General features: G+C 73.8%; 18 protein-coding genes. 12 read left to right on the top strand and 6 right to left on the bottom strand.

Features of this window, described 5'->3' with window-relative positions:
- Positions 1-19: 19 nt before the first annotated feature.
- Positions 20-397: a hypothetical protein gene (locus TR50_RS43080; RefSeq protein WP_052441558.1), complete on the top strand. Its 378-nt coding sequence runs from the start codon at positions 20-22 to the stop codon at positions 395-397.
- Positions 398-522: 125 nt separating this feature from the next.
- Positions 523-2,814, top strand: a complete 2,292-nt coding sequence (locus tag TR50_RS30935) for a SpoIIE family protein phosphatase (protein ID WP_052441556.1) — start codon at positions 523-525, stop codon at positions 2,812-2,814.
- 47 nt (positions 2,815-2,861) lie between these two features.
- Here the strand turns inward: TR50_RS30935 and TR50_RS30930 are convergent, their stop codons facing one another.
- The 3 genes from TR50_RS30930 to TR50_RS30920 all read right to left on the bottom strand — a co-directional run bounded on the left by TR50_RS30930 (position 2,862) and on the right by TR50_RS30920 (position 7,066).
- The gene (locus TR50_RS30930; RefSeq protein ID WP_042429739.1) at positions 2,862-3,056 is read right to left on the bottom strand and encodes a hypothetical protein; all 195 of its coding nucleotides are present in this window, start codon (positions 3,054-3,056) and stop codon (positions 2,862-2,864) included.
- Between the two features lie 65 nt (positions 3,057-3,121).
- Positions 3,122-3,403 carry a hypothetical protein gene (locus TR50_RS30925; protein ID WP_042429738.1) on the bottom strand — a complete coding sequence of 94 codons (282 nt, stop codon included), beginning with the start codon at positions 3,401-3,403 and terminating at the stop codon, positions 3,122-3,124.
- Positions 3,404-3,595: 192 nt separating this feature from the next.
- Complete coding sequence (locus TR50_RS30920) at positions 3,596-7,066, bottom strand: HAMP domain-containing hybrid sensor histidine kinase/response regulator (RefSeq protein ID WP_042429736.1); 3,471 nt, start codon at positions 7,064-7,066, stop codon at positions 3,596-3,598.
- 232 nt (positions 7,067-7,298) lie between these two features.
- On the opposite strand from TR50_RS30920, the gene TR50_RS45995 reads away from it, so the two are divergent.
- The 8 genes from TR50_RS45995 to TR50_RS49275 all read left to right on the top strand — a co-directional run bounded on the left by TR50_RS45995 (position 7,299) and on the right by TR50_RS49275 (position 13,412).
- A complete protein-coding gene (locus tag TR50_RS45995; RefSeq protein WP_152648733.1) occupies positions 7,299-7,490 on the top strand; it encodes a hypothetical protein in 192 nt (63 codons plus the stop codon).
- Between the two features lie 98 nt (positions 7,491-7,588).
- Positions 7,589-8,047 carry an ATP-binding protein gene (locus TR50_RS30915; protein WP_236654659.1) on the top strand — a complete coding sequence of 153 codons (459 nt, stop codon included), beginning with the start codon at positions 7,589-7,591 and terminating at the stop codon, positions 8,045-8,047.
- Between the two features lie 378 nt (positions 8,048-8,425).
- On the top strand, positions 8,426-9,697 hold the full coding sequence (locus TR50_RS30910; protein ID WP_052441554.1) for a sensor histidine kinase: 1,272 nt from the start codon (positions 8,426-8,428) through the stop codon (positions 9,695-9,697).
- Positions 9,694-10,113, top strand: a complete 420-nt coding sequence (locus TR50_RS30905; protein ID WP_042429733.1) for a roadblock/LC7 domain-containing protein — start codon at positions 9,694-9,696, stop codon at positions 10,111-10,113. Before TR50_RS30910 ends, TR50_RS30905 begins: the two co-directional genes overlap by 4 nt.
- Positions 10,110-10,517: a DUF742 domain-containing protein gene (locus TR50_RS30900; protein WP_042429731.1), complete on the top strand. Its 408-nt coding sequence runs from the start codon at positions 10,110-10,112 to the stop codon at positions 10,515-10,517. The genes TR50_RS30905 and TR50_RS30900 overlap by 4 nt, the downstream gene beginning before the upstream one ends.
- On the top strand, positions 10,504-11,184 hold the full coding sequence (locus TR50_RS30895) for a GTP-binding protein (RefSeq protein WP_084701267.1): 681 nt from the start codon (positions 10,504-10,506) through the stop codon (positions 11,182-11,184). The genes TR50_RS30900 and TR50_RS30895 overlap by 14 nt, the downstream gene beginning before the upstream one ends.
- 46 nt (positions 11,185-11,230) lie before the next feature.
- Entirely contained in the window at positions 11,231-12,466 is a 1,236-nt protein-coding gene (locus TR50_RS30890) for a styrene monooxygenase/indole monooxygenase family protein (protein WP_042429729.1), read from the top strand.
- A gap of 169 nt (positions 12,467-12,635) precedes the next feature.
- Positions 12,636-13,412, top strand: a complete 777-nt coding sequence (locus TR50_RS49275; protein ID WP_152648732.1) for a hypothetical protein — start codon at positions 12,636-12,638, stop codon at positions 13,410-13,412.
- 39 nt (positions 13,413-13,451) lie between these two features.
- Here TR50_RS49275 and TR50_RS30880 read toward each other — a convergent pair whose 3' ends face one another.
- From TR50_RS30880 to TR50_RS30870, 3 genes are read right to left on the bottom strand one after another with little or no spacing between them, the layout of a single operon-like run.
- Positions 13,452-14,486 (bottom strand): alpha/beta hydrolase, encoded by a 1,035-nt coding sequence (locus tag TR50_RS30880; RefSeq protein WP_042429725.1) that lies wholly within the window; start codon positions 14,484-14,486, stop codon positions 13,452-13,454.
- A 30-nt stretch (positions 14,487-14,516) separates the two neighbouring features.
- Complete coding sequence (locus TR50_RS30875; protein ID WP_042429723.1) at positions 14,517-15,350, bottom strand: SDR family NAD(P)-dependent oxidoreductase; 834 nt, start codon at positions 15,348-15,350, stop codon at positions 14,517-14,519.
- Entirely contained in the window at positions 15,350-16,954 is a 1,605-nt protein-coding gene (locus TR50_RS30870; RefSeq protein ID WP_084701265.1) for a flavin-containing monooxygenase, read from the bottom strand. The genes TR50_RS30875 and TR50_RS30870 overlap by 1 nt, the downstream gene beginning before the upstream one ends.
- 161 nt (positions 16,955-17,115) lie before the next feature.
- On the opposite strand from TR50_RS30870, the gene TR50_RS30865 reads away from it, so the two are divergent.
- Both TR50_RS30865 and TR50_RS30860 read left to right on the top strand, forming a co-directional pair.
- Positions 17,116-18,333: a PucR family transcriptional regulator gene (locus TR50_RS30865; RefSeq protein ID WP_042429720.1), complete on the top strand. Its 1,218-nt coding sequence runs from the start codon at positions 17,116-17,118 to the stop codon at positions 18,331-18,333.
- A 98-nt stretch (positions 18,334-18,431) separates the two neighbouring features.
- Positions 18,432-19,076, top strand: a complete 645-nt coding sequence (locus TR50_RS30860) for a CBS domain-containing protein (RefSeq protein WP_063775178.1) — start codon at positions 18,432-18,434, stop codon at positions 19,074-19,076.
- Positions 19,077-19,083 lie beyond the last annotated feature (7 nt).

Raw genomic sequence — 19,083 nt, 5'->3', positions numbered from 1 at the left:
GAGGCGGGCGGTGGGAGCGATGGTCAGGCTGACGATCGACGAGGACGTGCTCCTGCTCTCCCTCGGCCTGCGGGAGCGGCTGGCGACGCGTGTCGGGAGCCTGCGGGTGCCGCTCGCCGCGGTGGTGGACGCCCGCGTCCTCGCCGAGCCGTGGCGGTGCCTGCGCGGACGGCGCGAGCACGGGCTGGACATTCCCGATGTGGCCTGGAAGGGCGTCTGGCACCACCCCGGCGGGCGGGACCTGATCGTCGTGCGGCCCGAGCACGGGCCGTGCGTCCAGGTCGAGCTGCGGGCCCCGGCGGAGTTCGCCCGGATCGCCGTGACCGTCCGCGAACCGCAGGCCGTCGTCGCCCGGGTCCGCGCCGCCCTGGACGCGGCGGAACCGCACGCTGCCTAGCCCCGGGTCGCACAGCTCCGGGTCGCACAGCTCCGGGTCGCATAGCTCCGGGTCCCGCGGGCATACGCGGAGCAGACTGAGAGGAGCGGGACCGGTCACCGGACTGACGAGGGTCGGGAGGCCTCATGGATCGGGTCAGCGGAGCCCCACACGGCCTCGATGACGGCGAGGTCGGCAGGCTCGCCGTCCGCGCGTCCCTCGATCTCGCGGAGGAGCTCACCCGGACCGAAGGACGGTACCTGCTCGACCTCGCGACCGGGATCCTCGTCGCGCAGCAGGCGGTGGAGCCCGCCGTCGCGGCCGAGTCCCTGCGACGCCTGGCGGCCGGCGCGGGGCTCACGCCCGCCGATCTCGCGGCCGACATCGTCAACGCCGCGTGCGGCGTCGAGGTCGAGCGTCCCGGGCAGGACGCTCCGCCGTTGCCCGGTCCTCGGGCGCGGCGGCAGGTCGCGAGCGCCGCCGAGACGGGGGGCGACCTGGACGAGGTGGCCGCCGCCGTGCTCCGGGAGCTGCGGCCGGTCGGCGTGCGCGGCCTGATGATCTGGCGCCGCACCGCCAGTGACTGCCTGCGCCTGGCCGCCTCCGCGGGGTTCTCGCCCCTGGAGCGCGCCCAGTGGGCGCAGATCCCGCCGCAGTGGCGGGCCCTTCCCCAGCAGGTGCTCGCGGACGAGTCCCCGCTCTGGCTCACGGAGGGCGTCGCCGACACCCGCGAGCTGCCCGGCCCCGACCGCGGCGCGGCGCGGGCCCTGCTGCCCTTGCGGTTCGGGGGCCGTTCGGCAGGAGTCGTGCTGCTGGCCTGGCGAGAGTCGCAGGACCTCGACCCGGAGCTGCGTCGTCACGTGGTCAGCCTGCTCGAGGTGTTCGCCCGCGTGCTCGCCGGACTCGAGCACGTCACCGACCCGGGAGCCACGCTGCCGGTCCTGTCCGCCGTCCTCGACCTGCTCGCGGAGCCGGCGATGACGCTGCGCCGCGGCAAGGGCGGCGCCGACGCCGAGGAGTCGCGGCTCTACGTCGAGCACATGAACGCGGCCGCGCACCGGATGAGCAGCGGCGTCCCGAGGCCTGTCGGCAGGCCGCTCGCGCACGTCCTGCCGGCGTCGGCCGACGACCTGTACGCGCTGGTCGCCGAGGCCTACCGGAACGGACCGGTCAGGCGCGCCGAGCGACTGCCGCGGGTGCGGCAGCGTGACGGCACCGCGGCGGCCCCGATGCTCAACGTCCGCGTGCTCGCCGTCTCCGCCGACCGCTGTGCCGTGCTGTGGCACGCGGAGGGCCGGGACCACAGCTTCTCCGTGCTCAAACGGGCGGGCCGCCTCGGCTCGCTCGCCGCTTTCGAGGACGACTCCGCCCGCGGGGTGACCCAGTGGAGCGAACAGGTCGCGCCGCTGCTGGGCCTGCCCGAGGACGCCGAGCCGATCCCGCTGGAGCGGGTCGCCGACCTGCTGGCCGCCGACGACCGGACCGTGCTCAGCCGCATGCTCGAGACCCTGACCGGCCGCCTCGAAGGCGTCAGCGGCGTGCTGCGGGTCCCGCGGCCCGACGGCGGCGTGCGGCACCTCAGGCTGATCGCCGAGCCGCTGCTCACCCACGGCACGCTGACCGGCCTGACCGGCTTCTTCCAGGACGTCTCCCAGCAGCACCAGACCCAGGCGGCGCTCGCCGCGACGTTCGACGCACTCGGCTCGGTCCAGGAACAGGCGGCGGTCCGCCACCGGCTGGCGCTCCAGTTGCAGCAGGCCATCGTGCCCGAGCAGACCGACCTCGGGCTGCTCGACGGCCTGAAGGTCGCGGCCCGCTACCGGCCCGCCGCGGAGGAGTACCGAGTGGGCGGCGACTGGTACGACGTGCTGAGCCTGCCCGACGGACGGGTGATGATCGCGGTGGGCGACGTCGCCGGCCACGGCATCGACGCGGCCACCGGCATGGTCGCGCTGCGCAACGCGCTGCGCGGCCTGGCCTGCTCAGGCGGAGAACCGGGCCCCCTGATGCACACCCTCAACGAGGTGGCGCTACGCACCAGCGGCCACCCGACGGCGACAGCGCTGTGCGCCCACTACGACCCCGCCGACCGCTCGCTGCACTGGACCAGCGCCGGCCACCTGCCCGCACTCCTGCTCCGCGACGGACGGGCCCGGCTGCTGGAGACCGCGCCGAACCTGCTGCTCGGCGCCGCGCCGCGGACCCGCTATCAGGAGTCACGGGTGCAACTGCGCTCGGGCGACCTGCTGCTGCTGTTCACCGACGGTCTGATCGAGCGCCGCCACGCCTCCCTCGACGACGCCCTCGCCCTGCTCTGCCGCGCCGTCGAGGCGCTGGAGTCGGGCTCCGACCTGGAGGCCCAGGTGGACGCGCTGGTGGCGACGGCGGTCGGCGACACGGACGACGACGCCAGCCTGGTGCTGGTGCGTCTCGACTGAGCGTCTCGACTGGGAGGGTCGCCAGGGTCGCTCCTGCACGGACGGGGTCACTCCTGCGGCGCGGTCGCGTCGCCGGTGTCGCCCAAGCGGCGGTGCCCGCCGGAACGGTTCGGGCGGTGGTCCTGGTGACCCGACGTGGGCCGGGTCCACACCTGTTCCCTCAGATGGCGAAGGGCCGTGTCCATCTCCTCCCGCAACCGCCGGGCCGCGGCGTCCATGGATTCGTCCTGCGGTCGGCTCACCCTTGTCGCTCCTCTCCTCCGTGGCGGTCTCCTTCCGCGCGGGCTTCTACCCGGCTCTTCGGACGTTACGCCGCGCTCTCGTCGCGGCGGCGCAGCACGCCGTGGTCCTCGTCCCACTCGGCCGTCGCCGCCGGGAATCCGCCCGCCTCGTCCTCCCAGACGCGGACCTCGACCCGGTACGGCATGGGCCGCTCCTGCACCCAGCGCCCTTGCAGTTCCGCGAAGAGGTGCTGGTCGGCGCAGCCCTGGGCGGTGGCGAAGGAATCCTCGGCGGTGGCCGGCGCGAGGACCCGGACGTCCTCGCGGACGCGCTCCTCGGTGATGCGCACCTCGCTGCGATACGGCATGGTCGTGACCTCCCGTGCCTGTGTTACGGATGTCCCGGCAGGCGTGTGCCCGCGACGGCGCGGATCACACCCGGCTGTGCGGGTCGTGTTTGAGGCCGCGGAATCGGGTGAGAAGCAAGGCGCACCGCCCCGCGGCTCACCGGTGGCAGCGGGGCGGTGACCAGGCCTGGGCACGGGCGGCCCGCCACCGGGTCAGCGCAGATGGCGGTGGACCCGGTCGAGGAGCTCGTTCGCGTCGACGGGCTTGACCAGGTAGTCGGTGGCGCCCGCGGCCAGGATCTCGTCGCGGTCGCCGGGCATCGCCTTCGCGGTGACCGCGATGATGGGCAGGTCCGCGAAACGCGGGATCGCGCGGATACGGCGTGTCGCCTCGTAGCCGTCCAGGCCGGGCATCATCAGGTCCATCAGCACCACGTCGATGTCGTCCCGGTCCTGGAGGGTGTGGAGGCCCTCGTGGCCGTTGGCCGCGAGCACGACCCGCGCGCCGTGCAGTTCCAGGACGCCCGAGAGCGCGACGACGTTGCGCTCGTCGTCGTCCACGACCAGCGCCACCCGGCCCTCCAGGTCGTCGCCCAGGCGGACGTCGCGCGCCGCGGCGGACGACGCGTCGTCCTGTTCGCCGGGTTCGGGGTCCGTCGCGTCGGGGGAGCGGACCGGCAGCAGCAGCGTGAAGGTGCTGCCCTGGCCAAGGACGCTCTCCGCCCTGATCACGCCGCCGAGCAGGCGGGCGATCTGGCGGCTGATCGACAGACCGAGGCCGGTCCCGCCGTAGCGGCGGCTGGTGGTGCCGTCCGCCTGCTGGAAGGCCCCGAAGATCGAGCTCAGGTGCTCCTCCGCGATGCCGATCCCGGTGTCCTCGACCCGGAATGCCAACACCGGCCCCCGGCCCGCGAGTTCACGTGACAGGGAGTCCGCGGCGGCCGTCTCGACCCGCAGCTCCACGCTGCCGGTCTCGGTGAACTTGACGGCGTTGGACAGCAGGTTCCGCAGCACCTGCCGCAGCCGCTGCTCGTCGTTGACCAGTTCGGACGGCAGGTCCGGGCCGGTGCTGACGTGGAACTCCAGCGCCTTGTCGCCGGTCAGCGGCCGGAAGGTGTTCTCCAGCGAGTCCAGCAGCGGCCGTAGCGCGAACCGTTCCGGGTTCACGTCGAGCTTTCCGGCCTCGACCTTCGACAGGTCGAGGATGTCGTTGATCAGCTCCAGCAGGTCCGAGCCCGCCGAGTGGATCACGGTGGCGTAGCCGACCTGCTTCTCCGTCAGGTTCCCACCGGGGTTCTGTGCCAGCAGCTGCGCCAGGACCAGCAGGCTGTTCAGCGGGGTGCGCAGTTCGTGGCTCATGTTGGCCAGGAACTCCGACTTGTACATCGACGCCGTGGACAGCTGCTGGGCCCGATCCTCCAACTCCTGCCGGGCCAGCTCGATCTCCAGGTTCTTCGCCTCGATGTCCGCGTTGCGGTCCGCCAACAGGCCCGCCTGCTGCTGCAGCTCCGCGTTGGAGCGCTGCAGCTCCTGCTGCCGCTGCTGGAGCTCGGCCGTCAGCCGCTGCGACTCGGCCAGCAGTTCGTCGGTGCGGACGTTGGACAGCAGCGAGCCGACGTTGACGCCGAGCGCCTCGGTCACCTGGTCCAGGAAGTCCCGGTGGACCTGCGCGAAGGGGTGCAGCGAGGCGAGTTCGAGGACGCCCAGCAGCTGCTCCTCGGTGACGATGGGCAGCAGCAGGAGCGAGGCGGGGCAGGCGCTCCCGGCTCCGGAGGCGATGCTGAGGTAGCTCTCGGGGAGGTTCTCGACCAGCAGCGTGCGCCGGCTGCGGGCGCACTGGCCGACCAGCGACTCGCCGACGCGGTAACTGAGCTTCTGCCCCTCCGGCGCGCCGTAGGCGCCGACGCGGATCAGCCGCGTCCCTTCCGGGGTCTCCCGGGCCAGGTAGAACGCCCCGTACTGGGCGTCGACCAGCGGCGTCAGCTCGTCGAGGACCAGTTCGGCGACGGCGGCCAGGTTCCGCGGGCCCTGCATCAGGGCGGAGATCCGGGCCAGGTTGGACTTGAGCCAGTCCTGCTCCTGGTTGCGCCGGGTGGTCTGGCGCAGCGAGTGGACCATCGCGTTGATGTTGTCCCTGAGCTCCCCGACCTCGCCCGGCGCCTCGACGGCGATCGAGCGGGTCAGGTCGCCCTCGGCGACGGCGCTGGTGACCTCGGCGATGGCCCGCACCTGCCGGGTCAGGTTCCCGGCCAACTCGTTGACGTTCTCCGTGAGCCGCTTCCAGGTGCCCGAGACGCCCTCGACCTCCGCCTGTCCGCCCAGCTGGCCCTCGGTGCCCACCTCACGGGCGACGCGGGTGACCTCGGCCGCGAACGAGGACAGCTGGTCGACCATGGTGTTGATGGTCGTCTTGAGCTGGAGGATCTCGCCGCGCGCGTCGACGTCGATCTTGCGGGTCAGGTCGCCGCGCGCGACGGCCGTGGTCACCTGGGCGATGTTGCGGACCTGGTTGGTCAGGTTGGTCGCCATCGAGTTGACGTTGTCGGTGAGGTCCTTCCAGGTGCCGGCCACGTTGGGCACGCGGGCCTGTCCGCCCAGCACGCCCTCGGTGCCGACCTCCCCGGCGACGCGGGTGACCTCGTCGGCGAAGGCCGACAACATGTCCACCATGGTGTTGATCGCGTCCGCGAGCGCGGCGACCTCGCCACTCGCCTCCACGGAGATCTTCCGGGACAGGTCGCCGCGCTCGACCGCCCGGGCGACCTGCGCGATCGAGCGCACCTGCCCGGTCAGGTTGGACGCCATCACGTTGACGTTGTCGGTGAGGCCCTTCCAGGTGCCGCCCACGCCGCGGACCGTGGCCTGGCCCCCGAGCTTGCCCTCGGTGCCGACCTCCCGGGCGACGCGGGTGACCTCGTCGGCGAAGGCGGAGAGCTGGTCGACCATCGTGTTGATGGTCTCCTTCAGCTCCAGGATCTCGCCGCGCGCGTCCACGGCGATCTTCTGGGTCAGGTCGCCGCCCGCCACCGCGCCCGCGACCTGGGCGATGGCCCGCACCTGGCTGGTGAGGTTCCCGGCCATGGAGTTCACGTTGTCGGTCAGGTCCCGCCAGGTCCCAGCCACGCCCGGCACCCGTGCCTGACCGCCCAGGCGGCCCTCGGTGCCGACCTCGCGGGCGACGCGCGTGACCTCGTCGGCGAAGGCGGAGAGCTGGTCGACCATCGTGTTGACGGTGTTCTTCAGCGCGAGGATCTCACCCAGCGCGTCGACCTCGATCTTCTGCGTCAGGTCGCCCTTGGCCACCGCCGTGGTCACCTGGGCGATGTTGCGCACCTGGTCGGTGAGGTTGCGGGCCATGCCGTTGACAGAGTCGGTCAGCTCCCGCCAGGCCCCGCTGACCCCGGGCACCTGGGACTGACCCCCGAGCCGCCCCTGGCCGCCCACCTCCTGGGCGACGCGGGTCACCTCGGAGGTGACCAGCGTCAGCTGGTCGAGCATGCCGTTGAACACCTGGGCGATCTCGCCCAACAGCCCGTCGGCGCCGGGGGACAGGCGCGTCGAGAAGTCGCCGTCGCGGACGGCGGTCAGGCCCGCGAGCAGCTGCCGCAGGCCCTCCTCCGCGCGCTCGTCGCTGCCGTGGGAGGGAACCCGGCCGGTCGGATCGGGCGACGAGGGAACCTGCATACCCGCCTCTCCACCACTCGTGGGGCACACCGGCCTGCTCGGCCGGCCTGGGCGTCGGAGCTGGGCTCCACCTTCATCGTTCCACTCGCGCGAGGGCGACGCAGCCGTCCCGGCGCTCCGGAAACGGTCCGCCGCCGCCGGAAAGGGCCCGTCGACGCGAATGGCGCGCCGTCCGGCGGGCAGACGCGTGGACACGGACAGCGCACGTCCACCGTCAGGGAGGAGGCGTGTCGTGGAAGCGAGACACGGGCCCGCACTCTCCGAGCGCGAGCGAGAGGCGCTCACCGGCATCGAGGAGGCGCTGCGCGAGGACCGGGCGCTCGAGGAGCGGCTGCGGACGATGCGGCCGGCCGGCTCGCGCTGGCTGCGGCGATGGCGTCGAACGCGTGGCCCCCGCCGCTCCGGCGGAGGAGCGGGAGCATGACCGCGGCGGAGCCGTCCGGTCGGTGGCAGCCGCAAGTCCGGGCGGCGCGCTGAACGACGCGGCGGCGGACCGGCGGACGGCGAAGGAGGCGGCTCACGGTGGAGCGGGCAGGCGGACAGGTCGAGCGGGCGGTCGTGGACCGGCTGGTGCCGGAGGGCGGCACCGGCGTGGTGGCGCGCTGCCGTCACTTCGTGCGGGCGAGCCTCGCCGCGCGCGGCTGGCTCGACGACCCGGGGGCGGACCAGCGCGCCGCGGTCGAGGACGTGCTGCTGATGACCTCCGAACTCGTCACCAACGCCTGCCTGCACGCCGGCGGGCCGGTCGCGCTGACCGTCTCGGACGCCGGGTGGGGACGGCTGCGCGTCGAGGTCCTCGACGCGAGCCCCGAAGCCCCGCGGGTGCGACCGACGACCGCCCCGGGCCGACCCGGCGGCCACGGGCTGCGCGTCGTGCGGCTGCTCGCCCGCCGGTGGGGCAGCGAGGCCCGGCCCGGCGGCAAGGCGGTCTGGTTCGAGGCCGCGAAGTTCGAGGCCGGGAAGCCGGAGGCGCTCCCATGAGCCCGTGCGTACCCAGGGCGGAACACCACCCCGGCGAGACGGCCAGGATCGGCAGCCGCCGGCACGTGGTGCGGCGCGGCCGGCTGACGGGCCTGTGCGGCCGGCTTCCGTCCCCGGTCGGGAGCGCGGCCCGATGGCCGGCTGCTCCGAGGTGACGCCGGCCGGCCGGCGCCCCGCCTGCCGGAGGGTCTACCAGAGGCGGGCCTTAGTGGTCCATGCCACTATGTGAGACGCACAAAAGCCTTACACCAGCCTCTCACTGACGTCACGTCAGGCATCCGGAGTGGAATCCGGAATCGCCCGTGTGATGTGATGGACGTGTCATAGGTTTCTGTCTGCTTCCAATGCGCAAGCTGCTGCGCCGAACAGTGGGGATACGTGTCCACACCGAACACCCCTGAGGCCATCGCCGGCGGCGCTGCCCTGCTCCTGCTGCTGGTCCTGATGGCCTGGCAGCTGCGGACCCGCAGATCAGGCCGCCGTGAGCTGGCCGCCCGCAACGCCGCGATGGACGGACTGCGCCGGGCCTATGACGACCTGGAACGCGCCTTCGGGCAGGCGCAGCAGCACAACGCGCGGATGACCCAGGAGCTCGACGACGCCGCCGAGGAGCTGCGGCGCAGCCGCAGCGAGGGCGGCGAGGTGCTCGCCAACCTCGCGCTGCGCTCGCTCGCCCTGGTGGAACGCCAGCTCGGCAGCCTGGAGGGCCTGGAGGAGATGGAATCCGACTCCGTCCGGCTGGAGCAGCTCTACGGACTCGACCACCTGGCCACCCGGATGCGCCGCAACAGCGAGAACATGCTGCTGCTCGCCGGCGCCGAGCAGCACCGCGCCGGCCGGCCGGGCGCGCCCGCGTCGCTGCTGGACGTGCTGCGCGCGGCCCTGTCCGAGATCGAGCGGTACGAGCGCGTCCACCTGACGGCGCTCCCGCAGGTCTTCCTGCGGCCCGAGGTCGCCGACGACCTCAGCCACGTGCTGGCCGAACTGCTCGACAACGGGACCGCCTTCTCCCCGCCGACCGAGGCCGTCACCGTCACCGCCTGGCACCTCGACAGCGGCGAGGTCATGGTCTCCGTCGCCGACCGGGGCATCGGCATGACCGACACGATGCTGCGTCAGGCCAACGCCGCGCTCGCCGAGCCGGGCGACGGCCACGACGTCGGCCACGGCAGCGGCCGCTCGCTCGGCCTGCGCGTGGTCACCCTGCTCGCGCGCCGCCTCGGCCTGCGCGTCCAGTTGCGCGCCAGCGCGAGCGGCGACGGCACCACCGCCCTGGTCGCCCTGCCCGCCGGGCTGCTGACGGAGGCTCCGGACGTGGCGCAGCAGCAGGCCCCCGCCGGCATCCCCGTCCCGGCGTCCGCAACGCCGACGTCGGCCGTCAGCAGACCGCGCGGCCCCGGCCTCGCCGCCGTCCCGCAGCCGGCCGGCGCCGTCCGGACGGCGGTCCGGGCCCCCGCCGCCACCCTGCCCAAGCGGGTCCCGGGCGAGAGCGGCCAGTTGGCACAGATCACCGATCCCGGCCAGGAGGCCGCGGCCGCCGGGCCCCGGAGCGCAGGCTCCGCCGCCGACGAGCTCCGCCGCCGCCTCGGCGGCTTCCAGAACGGACTGCGCGCGGCCGCAGCCCCGCGCGAGGAGGACGACAAGGCATGACCCAGGCGAATCCGCAGCTGCGGCTGCGCTGGCTGCTCGGCGACGTGCTGATGGGCACCGCCGGCCTGCGCGCGCTGGCGCTGGTCTCCACCGACGGACTGCCCCTGGTGGCCGTCGACGAGAACTGCCCGGCGGAGGAGCTGGCGACCTTCGTCGCCGGCATCAACGGACTGGCCGGGGGCCTCACCGCGCTGCTCGACTACGGGCAGCTCAAGCGGACCGTGGTCACCCTCGACGAGGGCACGCTCATCCTCATGGCCGTGGACCGCACCGCCTGCCTCGCCGCGTACACGGCCGCCGACTGCGACCTGAGCGTCGCGGCCTTCCAGATGGCCCGGCTCGTCGAGCAGGCCGGCCACGTGCTGACCGCGCACGTCCGCTCAGAGGTCTTCCCGGTCCAGGAGGCGATCCGGTGACTGTCCCCGCGCGCTCGCTCCGCGTGCGTCCGTACGCGTTGACCGGCGGCCGGACCCGCTTCGGCCAGGTGCTCCTGGTCGAGACCCTGGTCTCGGCCGTCGAGCAGCGCTCGGCGTACCCCTCCTGGCAGGCGCAGCCGACCGCGTCCACGATGCCCGAGCTGGAGCGCATCTGCGCGCTGTGCGAGGGTCAGATGCGGTCCATCGCCGAGGTCTCCGCCCTGCTGAAGCTGCCGCTGGGCGTGGTCCGGGTCTGGGTCAGCGACCTCATCGACGCCGGCCGAATGCGCGTCCACGGCGGCACCGTCGCCATGGGCTCCTCCGGCTCGCCGATCGGCGTGCCGAGCCGTCCCAACCGCGTGGTGCTCGAAAGAATCCTCGGAGGCCTCCGTGACCTGGCCTGACACCCGCACCGACGTCGCGCCCGGGGTCGGCGCACGGGGCGTCGGCGCACACGGCGTCGGGGCGCCCGGCGCCGCGACGGGCGGCGCGGTGGCCACCCCCGGCATACCGCTGACCGAGCTGCCGGTCACCTCCGCGAAGATCGTGATCGCGGGCGGCTTCGGCGTCGGCAAGACCACCATGGTCGCCTCGGTCTCCGAGATCACCCCGCTGCGCACCGAGGCGATCATGACCGACGCCGGCAGCGGCACCGACGAGCTCGCCCCCGGCAGCGGCAAGACCACCACCACCGTGGCCATGGACTTCGGCCGCCTGCGCATCGCCGACGACCTGATCCTCTACCTGTTCGGCGCGCCCGGCCAGCGGCGCTTCTGGTTCATGTGGGACGACCTGGCCCGCGGCGCCGTCGGCGCGGTGGTCCTGGTCGACACCCGCCGTCTCCAGGACGCCTTCCCCGCGGTCGACTACTTCGAGAGCAGCGGGCTGCCCTTCATCGTGGCGGTCAACGAGTTCGACGGCGCGCCGCTGTACGGGGAGGCCGACATCAGGGACGCCCTGAGCCTCGACCCCGGCGTGCCGCTGCTGCACTGCGACGCCCGTTCCCGCCCCTCCTCGGCGCGGACGCTGGCGGCCCTGGTGCAGCACACCCTCTCCGTCACGGACATCTGAACCTCCGGCCCTCCTTTCGCGGAACCATCGACACCTGGAGCACAACTTGGCGCGAATACTCGTCGTCGGCGCCGGCCAGTCCGGCCTGCAGACAGCCCTCGGCCTGCAGAGCGACGGCCACGACGTCACCGTCATGACCGACCGCACCCCGGACGAGGTCCGGGCCGGGCGCGTGATGTCGACCCAGTGCATGTTCCGCACCTCGCTCGCCCACGAGCGCGACCTCGGCATCAACCTCTGGGAGGCGGACGCCCCCAAGGCGCTGGGCCTCGGCGTCTCGGTGAGCGGCCCCGAGGCCGCCCGCGTCATCGACTGGGTCGGCCACCTCGACGGCTTCGCCCAGTCCGTCGACCAGCGCGTCAAGATGCCCGGCTGGCTGGAGCTGTTCGCCCAGCGCGGCGGCAAGGTCGTCGTCAACGGCGTCACCGTCTCCGACCTCGACTACCTCGTGCGCGGCTACGACCTGACCCTGGTCGCCGCGGGCAAGGGCGAGCTGGTCTCCATGTTCGCCCGCGACCCCGAGCGCTCCCCGTACACCGCGCCGCAGCGCGCGCTGGCCGTCTCCTACGTGCACGGCCTCGGGCCGCGCCCGGAGCACGACTTCCCGGCCGTGCGCTGCAACCTGGTGCCCGGCGTCGGCGAGCTGTTCGTCATCCCCGCCTACACCCTCTCCGGCCCGTGCGACATCCTCTTCTGGGAGGGCATCCCCGGCGGTCCGCTCGACGTCTTCGAGCCGGCCCTGGAGCCCGAGGAGCACCTGAACCGCACGCTGGACCTGATGCGCACCTACACCCCGTGGGAGTACGAGCGCGCCCGCGGCGTCGAGCTCACCGACGCCCGCGCCACCCTGGCCGGCCGCTACGCGCCCACCGTCCGCAGGCCCGTCGGCGAACTGCCGGGCGGCGGCCTGGTGATGGGCGTCGCGGACGTCGTCGTCGCCAACGACCCGATCACCGGACAAGGCTCCAACACCGCGTCCAAGTGCGCCGCGCACTACCTCGACGCGATCCGCGCCCAGGGCGACGGCCCCTTCGACCGCGCCTTCATGGAGCGGACCTTCGAGTCCTTCTGGGCGAGCGCCGCAGGCGACGTCACGGCGTGGACCAACGCGATGCTCGCGCCGCCGCCGGAGCACGTGCTCAACCTGATCGGCGCGGCCGGCCAGATCCAGCCGGTCGCCGACCGTTTCGCGAACGGCTTCGACAACCCGTCGGACTTCCCGAACTGGTTCTTCACCCCCGACGCGGCCGCGGCCTACCTGGGCTCCTTCAGCCAGGCCTGAGCCCGCCCCACCGCACGACCCGTCAGCCCGGTTGCGGCCCCGCCCGCATCCGGCGGCCCGACCGGGCTGACGGCGCCCACCGGGGGAGAGGACCGCCGCGTCGGCCACAGGCGACCGCCTCGCGCAAAACCGCTGGCCTTCGCCGCCTCGAGACGGCGACACTGCCCGCGTGAACTCCCTGCCGCCGCCCGGCCTGCCCCCGCTGCCGGCCCCGGACCCGCGCCTTCGCGACATCGTCCTCGACTACCCGGACATGCACGCGCTGGTGGCCGGGCTGGTGCTCCCCGGCGACGCGTCGATGCCCGTCAAGAGCGCGCTGGAGACCTCCCGCGAGCTCATCCGACACTCGTACTTCCGCTACGAGTTCGCCACCGTCGCCGTCACGCACTCCCTGTTCGCTCTGGAGCAGGTCCTTGCCGGGTGCCTGGCCGTCGGCGGGTCTCTCCAGGAGTTGACCGAGCGCGCCGTCGACGCGGGGCTCCTCTCGGCCGGGTGCGCCGCCGCACTCGACCGCGCCCGACTGCTCCGCGACCGGCTCGGCCAGGGCGGCGTGACGAGTGCCGCTCTCCACCCGGCCGGGGCCGTGGACCTGGTGCGCGCCGTCTTCGACGCCGTCCACGAGCTCCTCGGCCCGTCGTCCGCGGCGGAGGCGACAGTCGCCTCGTTGTGGGAGGAACACCGGCGCGTGCCGTTCCCTCCGAGCTTCAGGGGCGTCGAGGTCGAGGGCGTGGAGCTGATCCTCCTGGATGCCGACGTCGCCGGCCTCGTCCAGCGCGAGCTGGACGGGGGCCTCGACGGCGAGGGCGTCGCCGTCCTCTGGGCGTGCCTCGCCGCGCTCGACAAGGTCGTGCCCCTGATCGACGAGGAGTACTGCGCCTGCTACTTCGCAAGGCTGGCGATGCTCGCCCGGCTCGTGACGGCGCGTTACACGCCCCCGGCGACATGAAGGCCGGGGGCGACGGCAGGGCGTCGGAGGACGCCCCGGTCAGGAGGCGGTGACGGCCTCCTCCTCGGCCGAGTCCGCCGCACCGGTGCGGGTGCGCTGCTGACGGTCCAGCCACGCGCCCATCTCCGCGTAGGCGCGCTCACGCGCGTCCGGCTCGGACAGGACCACGTCGTGGCGGGCGCCCGGGATCGGGACGACGGTGGTCTCGTGGCCCAGGCAGCCGGACCAGCGGGCGATCTGGTCGACGTCGAGGACCGTGTCGGCCCGGTCGGCCTGCTCGGACCAGGTGGCGGTCCAGTGGCTCCGGTCCGACCGCAGCACCAGCGACGGCACGCCGACGTCCAGGCCCCGGTGCAGACGGGCGTGGCCGCGGCGGACCGCGTTGAGCCAGCCGTGGGTGACCGGGAAGCCCGTGAGCGGCTTCAGCTCGGTGTCGAAGTCCCACTCGCCGTGCCGCCCGACGTACACCGAATCGCCGTACACGGTGCTCGGCGGCAGCTTGAGCGGGCGCAGCGGGGCGACGCGGGCCAGCACCCGCAGCGCCTGCGTCATCGGTCCGCGCTGGATCGGCTTGCCCTGGAGGTCGAACCAGGGGCTGTTGAGGATCAGCCCGGCGACCGGCGCGACGCGTCCGGCCGCGCGGCGGCGGTCCAGCCACAGCGGCAGGATCAGGCCGCCGGTGGAGTGCGCCATCAGCGTGACCGGCAGGTCGGGGTGCGCGGCCGCGACGATCGCCAGGGCGCGCTCCAGCTCCGCGTCGTACAGCGCGAGGTCGGAGACGTAGTGCGCGGTCTGGCCCGGGCGGCGCGAACGGCCGCACTTGCGCAGGTCCAGCGCGTAGAAGGCGAGGCCGCGCGCGGCGGCGAAGTCGGCCAGCGCGGTCTGGAAGAAGTAGTCCGAGAAGCCGTGCACGTACAGCAGCGCGCCGCGCACGTCCTCGTCGGCCCGTGGCTCGCGGCGCACCAGCACCGCGGTGACGGATCCGCCCTCGCCGTCCGGGTCGCCGCCCAGGTCGAGGGTGGTCTGGGCGTAGCCGTCGCCGAGGATGTCGGGCTGCCAGTCGGGTCCGAGCATGAAACTACCTCCGGGGAGTTGAAACCGGGTTCACTTTGGCCGACCGGCGGCCTTCAGGACAAGAGCCATCAGCCCGGAGTAGCGGCCCGGGAACAGACGCGCGACCAGATCCGGAACGCGGGCGCTGAGGGCGATCAGCAGGCGGGGCCGCCGCCGCTCGACGGCGGTGGCGATCTCCTCGGCGGCCCGCTCGGGCGGATAGGTGAGCAGCCGGTTGAACGCCGACCGCCCCGCCGCCTGCTCGGCGGCGGGCACGCCCGCCGCGAAGCGGCTGCTCTCGGCGATCCGGGTGCGGATCCCGCCGGGGTGCACCACCGTCACCCCGACCCGGCCCGCGAGCTCCGCGCGCAGCGCCTCGGTGAACCCGCGCACCGCGAACTTGCTGGTGGCGTAGGCCACCTGACCGGGCGGCGCGATCAGGCCGAACAGGCTGGAGAGGTTGACCAGGTGCGAGCCCGCGTTGGCCCGCAGCACCGGCAGCAGCGCCCTGGTCAGCGTCACCACGGCCCGGTAGTTGACGGCCATCAGCCAGTCGAACTCCTCCTCGCTGACCTGCTCGAAGGTCCCGCCGAGGGCCACCCCCGCGTTGTTGACCAGCAGCGTGGCGTCCGGGTGTGCGGCCACGAGCGTGGCGCCGAGGGCGTGGGTGGCCGCGTCGTCGGACAGGTCGACGACGTAGGTCGCGACCGGACGCCCGGAGACCTGGCCGACGGCCTTGGCCACCCGCTCCAGGCCCTCGGCGTCGCGGTCCACCAGCGCCAGCGCGCTGCCGCGCCGGGCGAGCGCGTGGGCGAGCTGCTCGCCGATGCCGCCGGCCGCGCCGGTGACGACGGCCGTGCCCCGGGTGAAGTCGAAACGCTCCATCAGGCGGAGACCTCCTGGGAGGCGTCGGACTCGGAGGCGTCGGACTGGGAGGCGTCGGACCGGGAGGCGGCAGAGCCGGCCACCGGCGCCCCCGGGCTGACGCTGAACCGCAGCTCCGGGTCGGTGACCGGCAGGTGCCGCAGCAGTTGCACGTCCCCGGCGTAGCTCATCGAGGTCAGCCACGGCGCGCGGTCGCCCTGCCGGGGCAGTTTGTCGATGGCGCGCTGGATGTACCCCGCGCCGAAGTCGAGCAGCGGTCGGGTGGGCATGGCCGGGTCGGCGGGCACCGGCACGGCGGTGTCGTAGCCGAGCGAGTCCATGTGCGCGAGCAGGCGGCACAGGTGCTCGCAGAGCAGCCCGACCTTCAGCGTCCAGGAGGAGTTGGTGTAGCCGATCGAGTAGGAGAAGTTGGGCACGCCGGAGAGCATCATGCCCTTGTAGGCGACGGTGTCCGCCAGGCGCACCGGCTCGCCGTCGACGGTCAGTGAGATGCCGCCCATCGCCTGCACGTTCAGCCCCGTCGCGGTGACGACGACGTCGGCCTCCAGCTCCCGTCCCGACTCCAGCCGCACGCCGGCCTCGGTGAACGTCGCGATCCGGTCGGTCACCACCGAGGCCCGGCCCTGCCGGATCGCGCGGAACAGGTCGCCGTCCGGGACCGCGCACAGCCGCTGGTCCCAGGGGTCGTAGGGCGGGTTGAAGTGCTCGTCCACGGGATAACCCTCGGGCAGCTGCTTGACGTTGACGCGCCGGATCAGCCGCCGCGCCGCCTTCGGGTACTTCTGGAACAACCGCCAGATCACCTGCTGGCGGGCGATGTTCTTGCGTCGCGTCAGCGCGTAGGCGCGCTCCTCGCCCAGCAGCGCGCGCAGCAGGTTGGCCACCTTGTCCTGGGCGGGCACCGGCATGACGTAGGTCGGCGTGCGCTGGAGCATGGTGACGTGCGCGGCGGTCGCGGCCAGCGCCGGGACGAGCGTGACGGCGGTGGCGCCGCTGCCGATGACCAGGATCCGCTTCCCGCCGGCGTCGAGATCCTCGGGCCAGTGCTGCGGGTGCACGAGCGTGCCCGCGAAGCGCTCCCGTCCGGGGAAGTGCGGGGTGTAGCCCTCGTCGTAGCGGAAGTAGCCGGCGGCGGCGAAGAGCCAGTTGCAGGTCAGCGTGGCCCGCTCGCCGGTGTCGGTGCGTTCGGTCTCGACCGTCCAGCGGGCGTCGGCCGAGCTCCACGACGCCCCGAGGACCCGGGTGCCGTAGCGGATCCTGCGGTCGATGCCGTGCTCGGCGGCGGTCTCGCGCAGGTAGGCCAGGATCTTGTCGGCGCTCGCGATCGCGTCCTTGTCCCGCCACGGCTTGAACTCGTAGCCGAAGGTGTGCAGGTCGGAGTCGGAGCGGATGCCGGGGTAGCGGAACAGGTCCCAGGTGCCGCCGGACGCGTCGCGCGCCTCCAGGATCGCGTAGCGGCGCCCGGGGTGCTCGCGCTGGAGGTAGTAGCCCGCGCCGATGCCGGAGATCCCGGCGCCGACGATCAGCACGTCGAAGGACGTGGCCTGCCGGTCCCCGGGCGTCGCCTGCCGGTCCTCGGTCGAGGTGTCGTTCGTCGCGGCCATGGTGCGGGCTCCCGTCGCGTGGTGCGGAAATTCCGGTGACTTCCGATGACTTCCGATGCGGGTCATCGTCGGCGACGGGCGCGGCCCCGGCCTATGGGCAGGTTGCACCTGAATCGCTCCGCCGTGCAGCAGAGTGCACCAGCCCACCGTAGGGTGGGCGGATGCTGTGGGAACCGCCCTCGCCGAGGGTACGCGAGCTGATCCGCCAGGGCGCGGAGCTGTCCGTGCGGCCGCCCGAGGAGTGGCTGGCCGAGATCGACGCGGCCACGCTCTCCGGCCCCCACACCAGGGAGCTCGCGGACGATCCCGTGCTCGCGGCCGCCACCCGCCGGGCGAACCGCTCGAACCTGCTGTTCTGGGCCGCCGCCAACGTCCAGGCCCCGGGGCGGCGGGTCCCCGCGAACGTCGGCCCGCCGCAGCTGGACATCGCCCGCGATCTCGTCCGGCGCGGCCTCGACGAGTCCGCCCTGGACGCCTACCGCTCCGGCCAGGCCGTGGCACTGCGCCTGTGGACGCAGATCTGCTGCGGCCTCACCATCGACCCTGCCGAGCTGCGGGAGCTGCTCGACGTCTCGGCCCGCTCGATCGAGGCGTTCGTCGACGACACCATCGCCGCCATCGCCGAGCAGATCGCCCGTGAACGCGAGGAGCTCACCACCGGCAGCCACGCCGAACGGCTGGAGACCGTCAGCCTGCTCCTCGACGGCGCCCCGATCCCGACCGCCCGCGCGGAGCAGCGCCTGGGCTACCCGCTCGCGGGCGCCCACACGGCGGCCGTCGTGTGGAGCGACGGGCCGGGGGCCGACCTCGCGGCACTGGACCGGGCCGCCGAGCTGGTCGCCGCCGCCGCGGGCGACCGGCGTCCGCTGACCGTCCCGGCCGGCTCGGCGACCCGCTGGGTGTGGGTGCACGGCCGCCCCGACCCCGAGGAACTGCGCGCCCGCGCCGCCGCCCTGCCCGAGGCGGACGTGCGGATCGCCGTCGGCTCGACGGCCGAGGGCCTGGACGGGTTCCGGCGCGGCCACCTCGACGCGCTCGCCGTCCAGCGGATGCTGGCCCGCCTCGCCTCACCCCACCGCGTCGCCACCCACGAGGAGGTCGAGCTGGTCGCCCTGCTCACGGCCGACCCGAAGAACGCCGGGTACTTCGTCCGGCGCGTCCTCGGCGCGCTGGAGAACGCCGAGCCGGAGGTCACCGACGCCGTGCGGGTCTTCATCGCCGCCCAGTGCAACGCCTCGCACGCCGCCGCCCTCCTCTACGTCCACCGCAACACCCTGCTGCGCCGCCTGGCCCGCGCCGACCGGCTGCTGCCGCGCCCGCTCGCCGAGAACGTCGTCGAGGTGGCCGCCGCCCTCGAAGTCCTGCGCTGGCGCGCGTGACGGCACCCGCGCCGGCCGGTGGGGGACTGGAGTGGCGACCCCGTCCCGCATCGGTGAGGCTGGAGGCGCACGCGGCTGCGACGAGGCGAGGGACCCCGATGACCCAGGCAGAGAGCCGGACCGTCCGGGACGTGATGACCGCGGACGTGGTGACGGCGACGGGCCGGACGCCGTTCAAGGAGCTGGCCCGGCTGATGGACGAGCACCGGATCAGCGCTCTCCCGGTGATCGACGGGGCCAGGCACGTGCTCGGCATCGTCTCCGAGGCGGACCTGCTGCTCAAGGAGGCCGGCCGCCGGCAGAAGCTCGGGATGCGCGGCGCCCTGCTCGACCCCGACCAGGCCGCCCGGCTCACCGCCCTCGTCGCCGACGACCTGATGACCGCTCCCGCCGTCACCGTCGGCCCCGAGGAGACCGTCGCGGGCGCGGCACGGATCATGGTGCGGCGCGGCGTGAAACGCCTGCCCGTCGTGGACGAGGACCAGGCGCTCCTCGGCATCGTCAGCCGCGCCGACGTGCTGCGGGTCTTCCTCACCGACGATTCGGCCCTGGAGCAGGAGGTCCGTGCGGCCCTCTCCCGCGCGATCGGCGCCGAGGCGGCGGCGGGCCTGACGGTCGCCCTCGCGGAGGGCGTCGCCACCATCGGCGGCGTGCTCGGCGACTCCTCCCGCATCCCGGTGGTCGCGCTCGCCGTGGGCGGCGTGGACGGGGTCGTGGACGTGACCTTCGCCCTGAAGGGCTGACGGAGTC

Source organism: Streptacidiphilus anmyonensis (assembly GCF_000787855.1).
Taxonomy (GTDB): Bacteria; Actinomycetota; Actinomycetes; order Streptomycetales; family Streptomycetaceae; genus Streptacidiphilus; species Streptacidiphilus anmyonensis.
Note: the sequence above shows the minus strand (reverse complement) of the source record. Positions and strands in the feature narration are given on the sequence as shown.